This window comes from Bailinhaonella thermotolerans, assembly GCF_003594875.1.
GTDB lineage: Bacteria > Actinomycetota > Actinomycetes > Streptosporangiales > Streptosporangiaceae > Bailinhaonella > Bailinhaonella thermotolerans.
Map to the genome: position 1 here is coordinate 148528 of NZ_QZEY01000002.1, position 16169 is coordinate 164696.

The 16169-nt window shown below is 76.5% G+C and carries 12 protein-coding genes and 3 tRNA genes; 6 read left to right on the top strand and 9 right to left on the bottom strand.

The window, feature by feature from the left end:
• Positions 1-70 precede the first annotated feature (70 nt).
• A complete protein-coding gene (locus tag D5H75_RS05930) occupies positions 71-868 on the bottom strand; it encodes an SAM-dependent methyltransferase (RefSeq protein ID WP_119925343.1) in 798 nt (265 codons plus the stop codon).
• 126 nt (positions 869-994) lie between these two features.
• Between D5H75_RS05930 and hutH the strand changes: the two genes are divergently transcribed.
• Positions 995-2542 carry a histidine ammonia-lyase gene (gene hutH, locus D5H75_RS05935; protein ID WP_119925344.1) on the top strand — a complete coding sequence of 516 codons (1548 nt, stop codon included), beginning with the start codon at positions 995-997 and terminating at the stop codon, positions 2540-2542.
• 166 nt (positions 2543-2708) lie between these two features.
• On the opposite strand, the gene D5H75_RS05940 is transcribed toward hutH, so the two are convergent.
• The gene (locus tag D5H75_RS05940; protein ID WP_119925345.1) at positions 2709-3848 is read right to left on the bottom strand and encodes a hypothetical protein; all 1140 of its coding nucleotides are present in this window, start codon (positions 3846-3848) and stop codon (positions 2709-2711) included.
• Positions 3845-4177: a PadR family transcriptional regulator gene (locus D5H75_RS05945; RefSeq protein ID WP_119925346.1), complete on the bottom strand. Its 333-nt coding sequence runs from the start codon at positions 4175-4177 to the stop codon at positions 3845-3847. The genes D5H75_RS05940 and D5H75_RS05945 overlap by 4 nt, the downstream gene beginning before the upstream one ends.
• 695 nt (positions 4178-4872) lie before the next feature.
• Here D5H75_RS05945 and D5H75_RS05950 point away from each other — a divergent pair.
• Both D5H75_RS05950 and D5H75_RS05955 read left to right on the top strand, forming a co-directional pair.
• Positions 4873-5112 (top strand): hypothetical protein, encoded by a 240-nt coding sequence (locus D5H75_RS05950; protein WP_119925347.1) that lies wholly within the window; start codon positions 4873-4875, stop codon positions 5110-5112.
• Positions 5109-5627: an FBP domain-containing protein gene (locus D5H75_RS05955; RefSeq protein ID WP_340137750.1), complete on the top strand. Its 519-nt coding sequence runs from the start codon at positions 5109-5111 to the stop codon at positions 5625-5627. Before D5H75_RS05950 ends, D5H75_RS05955 begins: the two co-directional genes overlap by 4 nt.
• A 167-nt stretch (positions 5628-5794) precedes the next feature.
• Here the strand turns inward: D5H75_RS05955 and D5H75_RS05960 are convergent, their stop codons facing one another.
• The 6 genes from D5H75_RS05960 to D5H75_RS05985 form a co-directional block, all read right to left on the bottom strand.
• Positions 5795-9658 carry a hypothetical protein gene (locus tag D5H75_RS05960; protein ID WP_119925348.1) on the bottom strand — a complete coding sequence of 1288 codons (3864 nt, stop codon included), beginning with the start codon at positions 9656-9658 and terminating at the stop codon, positions 5795-5797.
• A 302-nt stretch (positions 9659-9960) separates the two neighbouring features.
• Positions 9961-10035: transfer RNA gene (locus tag D5H75_RS05965), tRNA-Val, on the bottom strand.
• Positions 10036-10046: 11 nt separating this feature from the next.
• Positions 10047-10117 (bottom strand) — tRNA-Cys (locus tag D5H75_RS05970).
• A gap of 25 nt (positions 10118-10142) precedes the next feature.
• Positions 10143-10215: transfer RNA gene (locus D5H75_RS05975), tRNA-Gly, on the bottom strand.
• Positions 10216-10428: 213 nt separating this feature from the next.
• Positions 10429-11931: a M1 family metallopeptidase gene (locus tag D5H75_RS05980; protein ID WP_119925349.1), complete on the bottom strand. Its 1503-nt coding sequence runs from the start codon at positions 11929-11931 to the stop codon at positions 10429-10431.
• 195 nt (positions 11932-12126) lie between these two features.
• Positions 12127-13350 (bottom strand): MFS transporter, encoded by a 1224-nt coding sequence (locus D5H75_RS05985; protein ID WP_119925350.1) that lies wholly within the window; start codon positions 13348-13350, stop codon positions 12127-12129.
• Positions 13351-13417: 67 nt separating this feature from the next.
• On the opposite strand from D5H75_RS05985, the gene D5H75_RS05990 reads away from it, so the two are divergent.
• The 3 genes from D5H75_RS05990 (at position 13418) to D5H75_RS06000 (ending at position 16059) form a co-directional block, all read left to right on the top strand.
• A complete protein-coding gene (locus D5H75_RS05990; protein WP_119925351.1) occupies positions 13418-13918 on the top strand; it encodes a MarR family winged helix-turn-helix transcriptional regulator in 501 nt (166 codons plus the stop codon).
• Positions 13919-14211: 293 nt separating this feature from the next.
• Positions 14212-14985: a DUF3152 domain-containing protein gene (locus D5H75_RS05995; RefSeq protein WP_242454015.1), complete on the top strand. Its 774-nt coding sequence runs from the start codon at positions 14212-14214 to the stop codon at positions 14983-14985.
• A 60-nt stretch (positions 14986-15045) separates the two neighbouring features.
• Entirely contained in the window at positions 15046-16059 is a 1014-nt protein-coding gene (locus D5H75_RS06000; protein ID WP_119925352.1) for an LLM class flavin-dependent oxidoreductase, read from the top strand.
• Positions 16060-16169: the final 110 nt, after the last annotated feature.

Genomic DNA, 16169 nt, shown 5'->3' on the forward strand with positions numbered 1-16169 from the left:
CTCCGGCGCGTGGGGGCGCGGGCGCGCGCGGCCCGGGCCGCCCGTGCCGCGCGGCCCGAGGAGGCCGGGGTCAGCGGGCGACGCCGACGGCGCCGAGGAAGCCGGGCGTGGCGGGGTCCACCTCGACGGGGGTGTCCGGGCGCCAGGCCTGGACGTGGACGAGGCCGGGCTCCTCCAGCGCCAGGTCCCCGAAGTAGCCGGCGATGGCCTGCCGGGAACGGGGCGTGAGCTGGCCCGCGGTCTGGGAGTAGGCCCGCTGGGCCTCCCCCATCTTGTCGTCGGCGAAGTCGCCCTTGAAGCCGTGGGAGATCACCAGGGCGCCGCCCGGCACGAGGCGGGAGCGGATGGCGGCGACGACGCGCTCGGCCTCGGCGTCGTCGGGCAGGAAGTGGAGGATGGCGCACAGGATCACCGCGACGGGCCGGTCGAGGTCCAGGTGATCGGCGGCGGCCTCGAAGACGGCCCCGGGGTCGCGCAGGTCGCCCTGGACGACGTGGGTGCCGGCGTTGTTCGCGAGCAGCGCGCGGGCGTGCACGAGGACGACGGGGTCGTGGTCGGCGTAGACGACGCGGGCGCCGGGGGCGTGCCGCTGGGCGACCTGGTGGACGTTCTCCTGGGTGGGCAGCCCGGCGCCGATGTCGAGGAACTGGCGGACGCCCAGGCCGGTGAGGTGCCGGACGGCGCGGCCCAGGAAGGCGCGGTTGGCGCGGGCGATCCCGGTGATCTGCGGCAGGAGGGCGATGACCTTCTCGGCGGCCTCGCGGTCGGCCGCGTAGTTGTCCTTGCCGCCCAGGTAGTAGTCGTACATACGGGCCACGTTGGGCGTCCGGGGATCGATCCCGACCGGTGCCCGCTCCGACTCCGACACGCCGCCTCCTTGATCGTCTGCCGGTGATCATAGGTGATGCGGGGAGCGCGGCCGCCCCGATTCGCGCCGGTGCCCGCGATCCCGGACAATTAGGTGCACTGTTACAACGACGTGACGGGGGAGACCATGGGCGTCCCTGGCCGTATTTCCGTGAGCGGCGAGCCGCTCGCGTTCGACGAGATCGTGGCGGTGGCGCGGGGCGGCGCCGGGGTGGAGCTCTCCCCCGCCGCGCTGGAGGCGGTCGCGGAGGGCCGTGCCCACGTGGACGCCCTCGCCGCCAGCCCCGTCCCCGCCTACGGGATCTCCACCGGGTTCGGCGCGCTCGCGACGAGGCACATCGCGCCCGCCCTGCGCGCCCAGCTCCAGCGCTCGCTGATCCGCTCGCACGCCGCGGGCTCCGGGCCGGAGGTCGAGCGCGAGGTCGTGCGCGCGATGATGCTGCTGCGGCTGCGCACCCTGGCCACCGGCCGCACCGGCGTGCGCCCGGAGACCACGCGGGCCTACGCCGCGATGCTCGACGCGGGCCTGACGCCGGTCGTGCACGAGTACGGCAGCCTGGGCTGCTCGGGCGACCTGGCGCCGCTGTCCCACGTCGCGCTGGCCCTCATGGGCGAGGGGTACGTCAGGGACGCCTCCGGGGAGCGCCTGGAGAGCGCGCACGCGCTCAAGCTCGCGGGCCTCGCGCCGGTGGAACTGGCCGAGAAGGAGGGCCTGGCGCTGATCAACGGCACCGACGGCATGCTCGGCATGCTGGTGCTGGCGATCCACGACCTGACCCGGCTGCTCCGCACCGCCGACCTGTCCGCCGCGATGAGCGTGGAGGCGCTGCTCGGCACCGACCGGGTGTTCGCCGACGACCTCCAGGCGCTGCGCCCGCACCCGGGCCAGGCCGCCGCCGCCGCGAACATGCGCGCCCTCCTGGCCGGCTCCCCGATCATGGAGTCGCACCGGGACGAGTCCTGCACCCGCGTCCAGGACGCCTACTCGCTGCGCTGCGCCCCGCAGGTCGCCGGCGCGGCCCGCGACACCGTCGCCCACGCCGCCCTCGTCGCCTCGCGCGAGCTGGCCAGCGCGGTGGACAACCCGGTGGTGCTGCCCGACGGCCGCGTGGAGTCCAACGGCAACTTCCACGGCGCCCCCGTGGCGTACGTCCTGGACTTCCTGGCGATCGCGGCCGCCGACGTGGCCTCGATCGCGGAGCGGCGCACCGACCGCATGCTCGACGTGGCCCGCTCGCACGGCCTGCCGGCGTTCCTGGCGCACGACCCGGGCGTGGACTCCGGGCACATGATCGCCCAGTACACCCAGGCCGGGATCGTCTCGGAGATGAAGCGCCTGGCCGTCCCGGCGAGCGCCGACTCCATCCCGAGCTCGGCGATGCAGGAGGACCACGTCTCCATGGGCTGGAGCGCCGCGCGCAAGCTGCGCCGCTCGGTCGAGGGCCTGCGCCAGGTCCTGGCCGTGGAGATCCTCACCGCCGCCCGCGCCCTGGACCTGCGCGCCCCCCACGCCCCGGCCCCCGCCACCGGCGCGGTCCTGGCCGAGGTGCGGCGGGCCGTCCCCGGGCCGGGCCCGGACCGCCACCTCGCCCCCGAGATCGAGGCCGTCGGCCGCCTCATCGCCGACGGCACCCTCCTGGCCGCCGCCGAGTCCGTCACCGGCCCCCTGGCCTGACCGCCCGGCGGGTACGGCCGCGCCGGCCGTACCCGCGCCCGGGACGTCTCCCGCTCCCGGCGGGACGCGAACCCCGCTCCGTCCCGCGCCGGTCACGCGCTTCGAGCACCCGGTGTGCCCGGAGCCGCGTGACCGGCGGGAGGGGGGCGGGTCCGCGCTCGGCGGGTCAGGCGAGGCCGACGTCTCCGGAGGGCGTGCGGCCGGGCCCGGGGTGATCCGGGCCGGGCGCGCGCGGGGCCGTACGGCGGCGCAGCCACGCGACGGCGGCGAGCAGCAGGGCCCAGGCCAGCGGCGGGATCACGAAGAGGATCAGCACGGCGAGCGGCAGGGGCGGCGGCCCGGCGTAGCCGAGCGGCCACGGCCACGTGGGCGGGAGGTAGCCGGGCACCACGTGGTACAGGGTCCACAGGATCGGCGCCGGCAGGGCCAGGGCGACCGCGAGGCGCAGGCCGCGCGGGGCCAGCGCGACCGCGGCGGCGGCCAGCCCCAGCAGGACCGCCGCCTCCGGCTCTTTGCGCACGGCGAGCTCGTCGCCCAGCACGAGACCGCCGTAGACGGGGAACGCGTGCGCCGCCGCGAAGAGGCAGAGCACCGTGAACCGGGCGGGCCCGAGCAGGCCGAAGGCTCGCGCCGGGCCGCCGGACACGGTGAGCGCCGCGGCGGCGGCGAACCCGTTCAGGCACATGACCGGGTCCAGTTCCGGGCCGCCCGGGAAGGGGATCCCCAGCGTCACGGGCAGCCCGGCGAGCACGGTGAGCCCCAGCGTCCCCCAGGCCACGGCGGCGGCGTGCCGCCAGCGCGCCACCACGGCGGCGACCACCGCCAGCCACACGAGCGACAGGCCGTCCCGCGCGATCACCTCGCGCAGCAGCGCCCCGGACCCCTCGGCGAGCAGGACGTCCGGGAGGAGCGCGAGCAGCCCCACCGCGTCCCCGGCCGTCATCAGCGCGGCGACCAGCCCGGCCACGGCCAGCGCGTCCCGCCACCGGGGCCCGGCGACCGCCTCGGCGCAGACCCGCCCGCGCACGGCCAGCCCGCCGCGCAGCAGGTCCGCGACGTCGCCCGGGCTCGGGCGGTCGCGCCGTACGGCTCCCGCGAGCAGGACGCCGAGCATCTCCTCCTCGTACTCCCGCCGGTGGGAGCGGGGGTAGACGCGCATGAGGCGGCGGTAACGGCGCTCCAGGTCCGGGTTCTCGCGGCCCTCCCGGCCCCGGCCCTCGCGGCCCCGGTTCGCGTGGTCCGGCCCGCCCTCGTGGCCCGGCCGGTTCGCGTGGTCCGGCCCGCCCTCGCGGCCCGGCCGGTTCACGTGGCGCCCCCGGCGAGCCCGAGGCGCGCGGCGGCCACCTCGACGTTGCGGCGCAGCCGTACGGTCTCGCCCTTGAGGCGGTCCTCGCCCTCGGGCGTGAGGCGGTAGTAGCGCCGCAGGCGGGTCTCCACGACCTCCTCGCGCTCCACCTCCACCAGGCCCTCGGTGCGGAGCCGGTCCAGGGCGGCGTACAGGGTGCCGGCGCGCAGCCGCACCGCCCCTCCGGAGATGCGCTCGACGTCCGCCATGATCCCGTAACCGTGCTGGGGGGCGGCGGCGAGCGCGGTCAGGATCAGGAACGTCGGCTCCTGCATGGTCCTCACGCTCATGCGATCAATATATATCGATCATCTGACTATCGCCAGCCCGGATTCGCGCCCCGAACCCAGCCGGAGCCGACCGACGCGGTCCGCCTGCTGCGCAGCACCTTCCACGGCTTCGCCGAACCGGAGGCCCGCCGGGGCGTTCCAGCACCCCCGCGACCTCCAGGCGTCCTGGGGCAAGATCATGGACGCCCTCGACGTCGCCCTGGGCAACCGGCCCGCAGCCGCCCCCGGAAAGAGACGGCGATGACTGACGTCCTGGACCGGGACCGGTCCGCTCCCCCGCTCCCCGCGGACGGCCGATGCTGCGGGCCGCGCTCGTGCTCTCCCTTGGCGGCTTCGCGGGCTGTTCCGCGACCGCGCCTTCGCCGCGTCCTGGGCGCCGGCCTTCCCGGCCACCGCCGTCCCGTTCGCCGCGGCGCTGCTCGTGCCGCTGTTCTTCCAGGTCACGGGCGGATCGGGAACACTCGGGGCCGGCCTGGTGTTGATGCCGAAGGACCCGGAACGCTCGCCGCGGTCCTCCTGGCCGGGCGCCTGGTCGGCACCGGCCGGAATCCGCGGCTCCTGGTCCTGGCCGGGCCGGCGCTCGCCGTCGCGGGGAGCCTCCCGTTCGGCCCGGCCGCCCGGGCGCGTCCACCCCGCTGCCGGCCGCCGCGCTGTTCGCGCGGGGCGCGGGACCCGCGTCCACCGGCGCGCCGCGCATGCTGACGCTCCACCACTCGCTGCCCGCGTCCGAGATGTCCGCCGCGACCACGGCGAACGCCCTCGGCCGGCAGACCGGCGGCGCCGCCGGGACCGCCTGCGCCGCCGCGCTCCTCCAGGTGCACGGCGGGACCGCCGGCGGCGTCATGGGCGACCACCGCGGCGCCCCGCGCGATCCCCGCGCCGCTGCTGCCCGGCGCCCGCCGTACCGAGAAACCAGACGATTGCCAGGTGCATGATGAGACCCCTCACCGAATCCGAGATCCGCTCGTCCTTCGTGAACTGTTCCAAGGGCGAGGCGCGGCGCCTGTTCGTGCCGCGTGACCTCCCCGGCCTGCCCTGGGCCGACCTGGACTTCCTGGGCTGGCGCGACCCGGGCGCCCCCGACCGCGCCTACCTCGTCGCCGAGCGCGGCGGCGAGCTCACCGGCGTGGTGCTGCGCGCGGTCCACGAGGTGCGCCGCAGCGCGGCCAAGAGCACGATGTGCTCGGTCTGCCTCACCCCCCACGCGGGGAGCGGCTCCACCCTGTTCACCGCGGCCCGCGTGGGCGCGGCGGGCCGTCAGGGCAACACCGTGGGCGTCCACATGTGCGCCGACCTGGCCTGCCCGCTCTACCTGCGCGGCCTGCGCAAGAGCGAGACGGGGCTGCGCTTCACCGAGTCCCTCTCCCTGGAGGAGCGCGTCGCCCGCGCCGGCGCCAACCTGGACGCCTTCCTCGCGAAGATCCTCCACGGCGAGGCCGCCGCCTCCTGACCACGGGAGCCTCCTCCCTGGCCGCGGGAGCCTGCCTGACCGCCGGGGCCGCGAGGGGTACCCCCTCGCGGCCCTCACGCGTCCCGTGGCCCGGCCTCGACGCCGGTCCCGACGCGACCACCCCCGGGCCACGTACCCGTCCCGCGCGCCACCGCCCGGCCGTCACCTCACGATCCCGGTTCCCTCCCCCCGCCGCGCCGCCGGGCCGTCCCGCCCTTCCCGGCGCTCGCCGTGCCGGCGCCCTCGCCGGCGGCGCGGGACTCAGCCGCGGCCTTCGGCGCGCGCTTGGCGGCCGTCCGGCGGGAGCGCCCGGACCCGCCGGTCTCCGCGCCCCCTTCTCCGGAGGCGGCGTCCTCCGCTCCGGTCTCGACGTCATCCGCGCCGACTCCGGCACCGGCCGCTCCGGCCTTGGCCCTCGCCGCGCCGGCCTTGCCCTTCGCCGCTCCGGCCTTGCCCTTCGCCGGACCTGCGCCGGGCTCCGCCGCGGCCTTCTCCGCCGTGGCCTTCTCCGCCGTGGCCTTCTCCGCCGTGGCCTTCTCCGCCGTGGCCTTCTCCGGCGCGGCCTTCTCCGGCGCGCGCTTGGTGGTCGCCCGGCGGGGGCGCGCGGCCTCGCCGGTCTCCCCGCCGGCTCCGCCTGACGGGGCCGCCTCCGGCTCACCCGCCGCGCCGCCGGCGGCCCGGGGACGGGCACCCGCCGCCTTCCTCGCGGGCTGGCCGCCTGCGTCCGCTCTCCCGGTCCCGGCCGCGTCGGACCCGCCGTCCTCCGCTCCGGTCGCGGCGTCCCGCGCGCCGGTCTCCTCGCCGCCCGCAGCGGCCTTGGCCTCCGCCCCGCCGGGCCGGGCGGTCGGCGCACCGGCCCTGGCGTCCGGCTCGCCGGGCTCGGCGCCGGGCGGTTCCGGCTCTGGGCCGGCCGGTTCCGGCCCGGCGTCCGCCGTGGCGGGGTCCTCGCCGGCGGCGCCCCCGGCCGGGTCCCTGCGGGCCCGCTCGGCGGTCGCCCGGCGGGGGCCCGCGGCCTCCTCGGACTCGGCGCCGGAGGCGGACGGCTCCGGGTCCCGCGGCCCGGTCTTCTCGGGGGAGTTCCCGGAGGGGTCGGAGGCTCGCGGGGCCGCCGGTTCGTCCCGGGGGCCTGTGGGGGGCTTCTCGGGGGTCGGCGTGCCCGTGTCCTCCTCCTGCTTCTTCTTCCCGCGGGTGGCCGTGGAGGCGGCCGTCCTCCTCGCGGAGGGCTTGCGTCCCTTCTCCCCGGCCTCGGCCGTGCGCCGGGTCGCGGGCTTCTTCGCGGCCGCCCGCTCCGGGGCCGGCGCGCGGGTCTTCGGGGTGGGCGGCTCCGGCGCCGGGGCCTGGGGCTCCCGGCCGGCCGCCCCGGCCGCGTCGCCTCCCCTCGGCTCGGGGATCTGGGGCTCCGGCGGGTCGGGCGCGGCGTCGCCGCCCTTCCGCGAAGGCTTGGCCGGTTTGGCCGGTTTGGATGGCTTGGCTGGCTCGGGCGCGGCCTGGGCGGTGGCCCTGGTGCGCGCGGCCGGGGACCTGGTGGCGGCCGCCTTGGCCCGGGAACGCCGGGGTTCCGCGTCCTCGGCGGGCTCCGCCTCCGGGGGGCCGGCGTGGTCCTTCTCGGCGGCCGCCCGGCCGCCGGACCGGGGCCCGGCGGGGGCGGACCCGCTCTTCGCGGACCGGCGGGGGGCGGGCGGGGTCGCCTTGACCTGGCGAGGCACGTTCTGCTCCTCCTTCGTCGAGGGCTTGCGGGGGGACGGTACGGCGGGGCCGGCCTCACCCGGGAGGCCGCCCAGGGCGCGCAGGGAGACCCGGTAGACGGGGTCCTCGAAATAGGACGAGTGGCCGTGGCACGGGGGCCGCCCGCCGCCGGGAAGGGGCTCGCGGGCCGGGTCCCACAGGTAGCGGTCCACGGGGTCCGTCACGGGAGTGGGGGCGAACGGGTCGCGGTCGTGCAGGACGGGGCCGCCGATCGGGTCGCTGAGCCGGTAGAGGTTGTGCCAGCGCCCGTCGACGGCGTCGCGGACGGCGGCCAGGGCGGACGGGCCGAAGTACGCCGGGAAGAACGCGGCGTACAGCCGCCGCAGCGGCGACCCGTGCGTGATCAGCGACACGCGCGAGCGCAGGGGCCGGTCGAGCTGGAGCACCAGCGAGGCCGTGATCACGCTGCCCTGGCTGTGCCCGGACAGGACCGTGCGCTCCAGCGTCTGCACCCGGTCGATCAGGCACGGGACCAGCCGCTCGTTGTAGCACGGCGGCGCCAGCGGGTGGGTCGCCCGCGGCCAGAACGTCGCCACGTCCCACAGGATGCCGACGGTGCGGCGCAGGCTCCGGTTGCGGTAGGCGAACCAGCCCAGCGCGAGCAGCCCCGCCGCGAACGCCGCCGTGATCGTCGCCCCGGTCATCGCGAGCCGGCCGAACCACCCGTCAGGCGGCGCGGACGGGTCGGAGTGGAACAGCGCCGTCACCGTCACCAGCGAGCCCACGCCCGCCAGCGCCGCGGTGAACAGCACCGGCCCGATGTGCTCGGTCAGCCCGGCCGCCGACCACACCCGCGCCACGCGCCCGGCCTGCCCGCCGTACGACGAGGTCAGGGCGGGGCGCAGGCGCCGGGCGTCCAGCCGCCAGCGCACCGCGAGCCACCCCGCGAGCAGCGCCACCAGCCCGGCCACCGCGGTCATGGCCACCACCGACCACCACTCGGGCCCGGACACCTCCAGGCCGTCCGGCCGCCGCTGCCCGGGGAAGACCGGCGTGCCCAGCGCGTCGGCGGTCCAGAAGGCCAGCCCGGTGGAGAACGCCGCGGCCAGCCCCCAGGCCAGGAACAGCGTGACCCACGTGCCCATGCCCAGCATCGCGCGCGGCCCGGACCCCCGGGAGCCCGCGGCCAGCGCCGCCGTCGTCAGCGCGATCACCCCGAGCAGCCCGGCGGCCGCCCAGAAGTCCACCCCGGCCAGCGCGGGCAGCCCCGGCAGCCGCGCCGGGCGCTCCGCCCCGGAGGCCGGCAGCCCCCATGCCGCCGCCCCGATCGCGGTCGCGCACGCGGCCACCCCGGCCCAGCGCAGCGCCCGGCAGGACGCCGTGAGCCGGCGCTCCCACCACCGCTCGTCCCCCGGCTCGGTGCGGCGGGCCGTGGCCGGCGCCAGCACCAGCGCGGCGGCGAGCGCCTGCACGGCCAGCGCCGAGATCACGGCCGCCCGGGCGGCGAGGACCGCCGGGGGCCGCGTGGCCATCTCCTCGGCCGAGAACGGCGCGGTCCCCGGCGGGACCACCGCGAACGGCGCCGCGACGGCCAGCGCGATCATCGCGAAGCCGTACGCCAGGTGCAGCGAGCGCAGGCGCCCCACCGGGGCCAGGCCGTTCCACAGCCTGCGGCGGGCGAGCAGCGGGCCGGGCTCGGGCGCGCGGTCGGCGGCCTCGGGTGTGTGCGCGGGGATCTCCGTGCCCTCCCCGGTGCGCCAGGTCCGCGCGGCCAGCGCCCACAGGGCCGCGATCACGGCGACCGGGACGAGCGCGGTGACGGCCACGCGCCGCGAGTCGGGGAGCTCGGAGAGCCAGCCGAGGAACTGGTTCGCGGCGCAGGGCCCGCCGGGGCGCGCGCACTGCCAGCCGACGAGGTCGACCGCGGCGGTGACCGCCGACGAGATCAGCATGCCCGTGACGATCAGCGCGAACAGCCGCTGCGCCGCCTCCCCCGCGCGGCGCACCCCGCGCAGCCGGCCGTCCGGGGGCCGCGGCGCCATGAAGTAGGCGAGGTTCACGAGCGTGAACGGCAGGAGCAGCAGCCACAGGGCGCGGCTCGCGCGGGCGGAGGTCAGCGCCCCCCAGGCGTACGCCTCGCGGTGCCACCGGCCGGGCCGGTCGGGGTCGTCGTCCCCGGCGGGCGGGTCCGACGGCCACCGCCTCCGGTAGAAGCCCGCGTGCCGGTCGCCGCTGACCCGGGCCGGCCGGGGGTGGCGCAGGATGTCCGCGGGGCCGGCGCCCGCCACGCCGTGGACGCGAAGCTCGGTCACCCCGTCGGGACTCGTGTCGACGAAACCGTCCATGAGTTCGGCCGGACCCCTTCCCCGTGATCCGCCGCCGCCGCGGCGGATGGAGGGCTCCCCGACCGACGACGATCCCTGGGGTCCCACGCGCCGTCGACGACGCTTTACGCCTCTTGGTATTCCCTTGACTACTCAGCGTAAACACTTGGTGCGCACCAGACCCCGCGTTTCCCCCCTCCTCAGCGGATATCCACGCCCGCGAAAGCCACACGGGTCACGAAATCCCCGGGAAACGCAGAAAGCCGCCATCCCCGGTGATCTCCGGAAATGACGGCTATCTCGCCATCAGCCCTGATGGGCCGTGGTGGGCGATACTGGGATTGAACCAGTGACCTCTACCGTGTCAAGGTAGCGCTCTCCCACTGAGCTAATCGCCCCTGCTTTCGCGAGGTGGAGACGGGATTTGAACCCGTGTACACGGCTTTGCAGGCCGTTGCCTCGCCTCTCGGCCACTCCACCAGCAAGGCCTCGCAGGACCTCTCCGAGCGGACGACGGGATTCGAACCCGCGACCCTCACCTTGGCAAGGTGATGCTCTACCAGCTGAGCCACGTCCGCGTGCTTTCCTCGGGGGCTTTCGCGTCCCTCGGTGCGACATGAACTCTAGCGGAAACTCGGAGCGGATCGTGAATCGGAGCGCTGACGCGCCGCCGCCGATCCCCCGGGCTCACGCCATACGGCCCCGGGCTCACGCCATACGGCTGCGGGGGCGCCCCCCGGACCGGCGCGGGACGCGCGCCGGTCCGGGGGCGGATCGGGGGCGGGCCGATCTCAGTGGCGGCGGGCCAGGAGATCGCGGACCTCCTTGAGCCGCGGCCAGGACTTCGGCTCGGCCATGCGCTCGGCGGTCGCCGCCACGGGGGCCGGGGCCGGCGGGGTCGCCGGGCGGCCGGCGGTGAACAGCCAGGTGGTGAACAGCGAGTCGAGCTGCTCGCCGGAGATCTTCTCCGCCAGCGAGACGAACTCGTCGGTGTCGGCGTTGCCGTGCCGCTTCGTCTGCGCCCACGTGCGCAGGATCTCGAAGAAGTCCTCGTCGCCGACCTCGCTGCGCAGCGCCTGCACCGTCATCCCGCCCCGGTCGTAGACGGCGGGGTGGAAGATGTTCGACGGACCCGGGTCACCGGGCTTGACCTGCCAGAAGGCGTCGCCCTCGGGGTAGGACGCGTAGACGAAGGCGGCCACCTCGGCGGCCGTGCCCTCGCCGATGCGCTCCGACCACATCCACTCGGCGTACGTCGCGAGGGCCTCGTTCAGCCAGATGTCCTGCCACTTCTTGAGCGCGACGCTGTCGCCGAACCACTGGTGGGCGTTCTCGTGCACCACCACGTAGGTGTTGGGGGCGTTCCTGAAGAACCTCGGGTCGTACACCGGCTGCGTCTGCGTCTCCAGCGCGAAGCCGGGGAAGACGCTGGTCACCGAGCCGCCCATGGACCTGAAGGGGTACTTCCCGACGATCCCCTCCAGCCACTCGACGATCTCCGCGGTGCGCTCCACGCTCGCCTTGGCGTTGGCCTCGTACTGGCCGAGGTCCTTGTTGTACGCCGTGATCACCGGGCGGCCCCTGGACGTGCCCTGGCGCATCTCCAGGTCCCCGACGAACAGCGTGGCCAGGTACGTCGCCATCGGCTTGTCCATGACCCAGTGGTAGCTGGTCCAGCCCCTGGACGTGCGCTGGGAGGCCAGCACGCCGTTGCTGACCGCCTCCATGCCCTCGGGGACGGAGACCTGGATGTCGTAGGTGGCCTTGTCGCGGGGGTGGTCGTTGCTCGGGAACCACCACCAGGCGATCTCCGGCTGGCCGAGCGCGAGCGCCCCGTCGGCCGTCTTCAGCCACGGCGTCGTGATCCCGGGCACGCTGACCGACGACGGCACGCCCGCGTAGGTCACCTCGATGACCATCGGCGTCCCCTTGCGGATCCCGTGCCGCGGGGTGATCTCCAGCTCGTGCGTCCCGGTGCGGGCGAACGACGCGTTCTGCAGGTTCACCCTGACCTTGCTGACGTCCAGCAGGAAGTCCAGGTTGAAGCGGCGAAGGTCCTGGGTGGCGGTGGCCAGGATGCGGGTGGTGCCCTCCAGCCTGTCGGCGCCCGGCTGGTACTTCAGGCGGAGGCTGTAGTGCCGGGTGTCGTAGCCGCCGTTGCCGTAGTCAGGGAAGTAGGCGTCCCCGATCCCCGGTGCTCCCGGACCCGTGTCGGCGGCCAGCGCCGGGCTTACGAGCAGCAGGCTCGCGATCCCCGCGCCCGCGACGGCCAGCCGCGCTCGGAATGCCCTCATAGGTGGTCCCTTCCGCTCGGATGCCCGCAACGTAAACCAAGATCTGACGAAAGGTCCACGCCCTGACGGGATCCGCTTGCGCCCGGCGCCCGTCCCGCACGCGCCCGTCGCCCGCCCCGCGCCACTCCGGTCCCCGCCCGCCGTACGGCCTGAGCCCGGCGGGCGAGGACGTGAGTGGTGGGCGAACCGGCCCCTTTACAAAGTAGATTCGCCGACGGGGGCGCGGGCCGGGACCGGGGCGGGCGGCGTGGTGTCGGCCACGGCCCCGGGGACGGCGAGCACGGCCAGGCTCGCGGCGGCGACCGCGACCGCCGAGATCGCCAGCGGCGCCGTGGCGCCCGCCCAGCCGGCGAGCGGGGCCGCGACCGCGAACCCCAGCGGGCGCGCCGCGAACGAGATCAGCGAGTCGAACGAGCGCACCCGGCCCAGCGCGGCCTCGGGGACGCGGGCCGCGATCAGCGTCTCCCACAGCGGCGTGAGCAGGCCCAGCCCGAACATGGCCGCGAAGTACGCCGCGGCCAGCGCCGGGGCGGGCACCGGGACCGCCAGCGCGGCCAGCGGCAGGCAGAACGCCGCCGCGCCGGCCGCGATCGGGACGAGCGGCCGCCGGACCGGCAGCCGCGGGGCCACGAGCACCCCGGCGAGCAGCCCCGCCGAGCCGCACTGCACGATCAGGACCCACGCCCCCTCGCCGCCGAGCCGCCGCACGGCGATGAGCGGCCCGAGGGTGAGGAACAGCCCGGCCGTGAAGTGCCACACCCCGTGGCCCAGCACGCTCGCCAGGAACCAGGGGCGCCGCCGCACCTCGCCCCACCCCTCCGCCAGCCCCCGGCCGAGCCCGGTACGGCCCGCGCCCGCCCTGGGCGCGGTGCGCACGCCGCCGAGGGTGGCGGCGGAGCAGGCGAAGACGGCCGCGGTGAGCAGGCACGCCCATCCGGGCCCGGCGGCGAGCACGACGCCGCCGGCGATCGCGGGGGCCATCACGGCGGACAGTCCCGTCGCGACGCCGATGCGGGCGTTGACGCGCAGCCGCCGCGGTCCCTCGACGGCGGCGGCGACCAGCGGGGCCACCGCCGGGGTGCCGAACGCCACCGCCAGCCCGGTGAGCGCGGCCAGCGCCGCGATCACGGGCAGGCGGGCGCCGCCGAGCAGCAGCTCCGCGCCCAGGGCGGCCTGGGCCGCGGCCCGTCCCAGGTCCGCGGCGAGGACGACGCGGGCGGGCCGGAACCGGTCGGCGACCACCCCGCCCACCGGCAGGAACACGAGCATGGGGACGAGCTCGCAGGCGAGCACCAGGCCCAGCTCGGCGTCACCGCCGGAGGAGCGCAGGACCGCCAGGGTCAGCGTGGTGGGGATGATCGCGGTGGCGAGCGCGGACAGGGAGCGCCCGGCCACCAGACGGGTGACGGGAGAGACCATGCCAGGGAAGGTACTTCGCTAGCGAATCTTTCGTCAACTAAATACTCGCTGGCGTATGATTCGCGGCATGGAGGACTCGGTGGACCGCCACCTCGCCCGCTGGCGCGGCAAGGGCCCCTACGACGAACGGGTCGAGGGCGTCGTGACGCGCATGCAACTGCTGGTCAAGCACCTGCGCCAGGCCAAGGAGGCGTCGATGGCCGAGGTGGGGCTGCAGGAGTTCGAGTTCCAGACGCTCCACCTGCTCGCCGCGCGCGACGACCGCCGCGCGACCCCGACCGAGCTGGCCTCGCAACTGCTGCTCTCCCCCGCCGGGATGACCGGCCGCCTCGACACGCTGGAGCGCGCGGGCCTGGTCCGCCGCATCCGGGGCTCGGGGGACCGCCGCCGGGTGGACGTCGAGATGACGGAGAGGGGGCACGACCTCTGGATGGAGGCCATGGTCATCCAGGCGCGCGTCGAGACGGGGCTCGTCGGGGTCCTGTCCCCCGCCGAGCGGGAGACCCTCGACGCCCTGCTCAAGCGCCTCCTCCTCAAGGCCGAGGCCGAGGCCGAAGCCGGCCGCTGACCCCCGCCGCGCACCCGGCCCCCGCCCCGGGCCGCCCCGCCGTACGGCACGCGCGGCCCCGCCACCGGCCCCGGGCCGCCCCGCCGTACGGCACGCGCGGCCTCGCGACTGGCCGCTTCGCCGTACGGCACGCGCCGCAGGCCCCGCGTCGGCGGCGGGGCCGGGTTCCGGTCGGGCCAGGGGATTCGGGGTGGTTGCGGGACTTCGGGGTGTCGGTCGCGCTTCCGCCGCTTCGGCCCGCTTACGATCCTGGTGACCCCCCGACGGCGTTCCGGCGATCTGGGGGGTTCGCGGTGCGGCACGCGAGGAGGGCGCGACGGCGGCGGCGGGCGCGGCTGCTCGCCTGCGGGATGCTGGCCGTCGCGGCCGCGGCCGGCAGTTGCCTCGGGCCCGGGCCCGGGCCGGAGACGCGCCCCGTGGCGCGGCAGGCCCTCCCAGAGCCCCCGCCCGAACCCCCGCCGGTCACGGGACCCGCCCCGGGGGACGGGTCGTTCTTCGCCCACGGCAGATGGCAGCCGCGCCCGGTGCGGGTGGCCGACGCGGCCGGCGGGCGGTACGTCACCGCGCGCGGGCGGGCCGCTCCCCCGCCGGGCGCCGGCGGGCCCCTGGTGCGGTACCTCGTGCAGGTCGAGGAGGGGCTGCCGATCACGCCCCGGCGGTTCGCGGCGGAGGTGCATCGCGTCCTCGGCGACCCGCGCGGCTGGGCGGCGCGGTTCCAGCGGGTCGACCGCCCGCCGTACGCCTTCCGGGTGGCGCTGTCCAGCCCGGACCTGACCGACCGGATGTGCCTGCCCTGGCGCACGGGGGGCCGCGCGTCCTGCTACAACCGCTTCCGGAGGCTGGCCGCGATCAACGCGCGGCTGTGGGGCCGGGGCTCCCCGACGTACCGGGGGGACATCGCGTCCTACCGGGAGTACGTGATCAACCACGAGGTCGGGCACGCGCTGGGGCACCACGGGCACGCGGCCTGCCCGCGGCCGGGGGAGCCCGCGCCGGTGATGGTCCAGCAGACCCTCACCCTCCAGGGCTGCCGCCCGAACCCGTGGCCGGCTCTCACCGGCGGTTGATCGTCCCGCTCCGGGAGGATATTTCGGGAATGCCGGTGGATCTCCGGCGTTGTCCAGGATGTGAACGAGACACTGCGGGCGACGAGGTTCTCGATCCTGGACCGCGCCCTGATCCCGCGCGGCGGCGACGCGGCCGGCACGCTGCGCGACACCGTGCGGTTCGCGCGGGAGGCCGAGGCCCTGGGCTACCACCGGTTCTGGGTGGCCGAGCACCACAGCGTGCCGGGCATCGCGGGCTCGGCCCCGACCGTGCTGGCGGCGGCCGTGGCCGGGGCGACGTCCCGGATCCGGGTGGGCACCGGCGGCGTGATGCTGCCCAACCACCGGCCGCTGGTCGTGGCCGAGCAGTTCGGCGTGCTGGAGTCGCTGCACCCGGGCCGGATCGACATGGGCCTGGGCCGCTCGGTGGGCTTCACCGGCGGCGTGCGGCGGGCCCTGGGGCACGACCGGCGCGACGCCGAGGAGTTCGGCGAGCGGATCCGGGAGCTGCTGGGGTACTTCTCCGGCGAGCAGGCGGTCCACCCCGGCGTGCACGCCGTGCCCGGCGAGGGCCTGCGCGTCCCGGCGTTCGTGCTGGCCACGGGGTCGGGCGCCGACATCGCCGCCGAGCACGGGCTGGCGCTGGTGATCGCCCTGTTCGGCGGCGAGGAGCGCACCCGCGCGGCGATCGCGCGTTACCGGGAGAACTTCCGCCCCTCCGCCCTGTGGCCCCGGCCGTACGTCGCCGTGGCGGCCAACGTGGCGGTGGCGGAGACCGCGGAGGAGGCCGAGCGGCTGCACCTGTCCGAGGCGTACTCGACGGCGTACTCCCGCACCCACGGCGACTTCCCGCCCCTGCTCCCGCCCGGGGACGTCCTCGCCCTCGACCTGTCCGAGCGCGAGCGCGCCCTCCTGGAGGAGAGCATGGCCGGCCGGATCGCCGGGACCGAGCGCGACGTGGAGAAGATCCTGACCGGGCTGGTCGAGCGCACCGCCGCCGACGAGGTGCTCGTCAACCTCAGCACCCACTCCCGCGCGGACCAGCTCGACTCCTATCGCCGCCTCGCCCGGGTCGCCGGGCTCGCGTCCTCCTGACGAATGCGAATCCCGCGATCGCCTCTCCGGCGATCGCGCCCTCCCACATTCAGCCGACTTTCAGGTAAGTGGCGGGATTCAGATATTCGGACCGCCCCAACGGACATCGG

Coding starts and splice junctions, on each gene's coding strand:
- hutH (WP_119925344.1), top strand. CDS start 995: ATGGGCGTCCCTGGCCGTATTTCCGTGAGCGGCGAGCCGCTCGCGTTC.
- D5H75_RS05945 (WP_119925346.1), bottom strand. CDS start 4,177: ATGAGCGTGAGGACCATGCAGGAGCCGACGTTCCTGATCCTGACCGCG.
- D5H75_RS05950 (WP_119925347.1), top strand. CDS start 4,873: ATGCTGACGCTCCACCACTCGCTGCCCGCGTCCGAGATGTCCGCCGCG.
- D5H75_RS05955 (WP_340137750.1), top strand. CDS start 5,109: ATGATGAGACCCCTCACCGAATCCGAGATCCGCTCGTCCTTCGTGAAC.
- D5H75_RS05960 (WP_119925348.1), bottom strand. CDS start 9,658: ATGGACGGTTTCGTCGACACGAGTCCCGACGGGGTGACCGAGCTTCGC.
- D5H75_RS05980 (WP_119925349.1), bottom strand. CDS start 11,931: ATGAGGGCATTCCGAGCGCGGCTGGCCGTCGCGGGCGCGGGGATCGCG.
- D5H75_RS05985 (WP_119925350.1), bottom strand. CDS start 13,350: ATGGTCTCTCCCGTCACCCGTCTGGTGGCCGGGCGCTCCCTGTCCGCG.
- D5H75_RS05990 (WP_119925351.1), top strand. CDS start 13,418: ATGGAGGACTCGGTGGACCGCCACCTCGCCCGCTGGCGCGGCAAGGGC.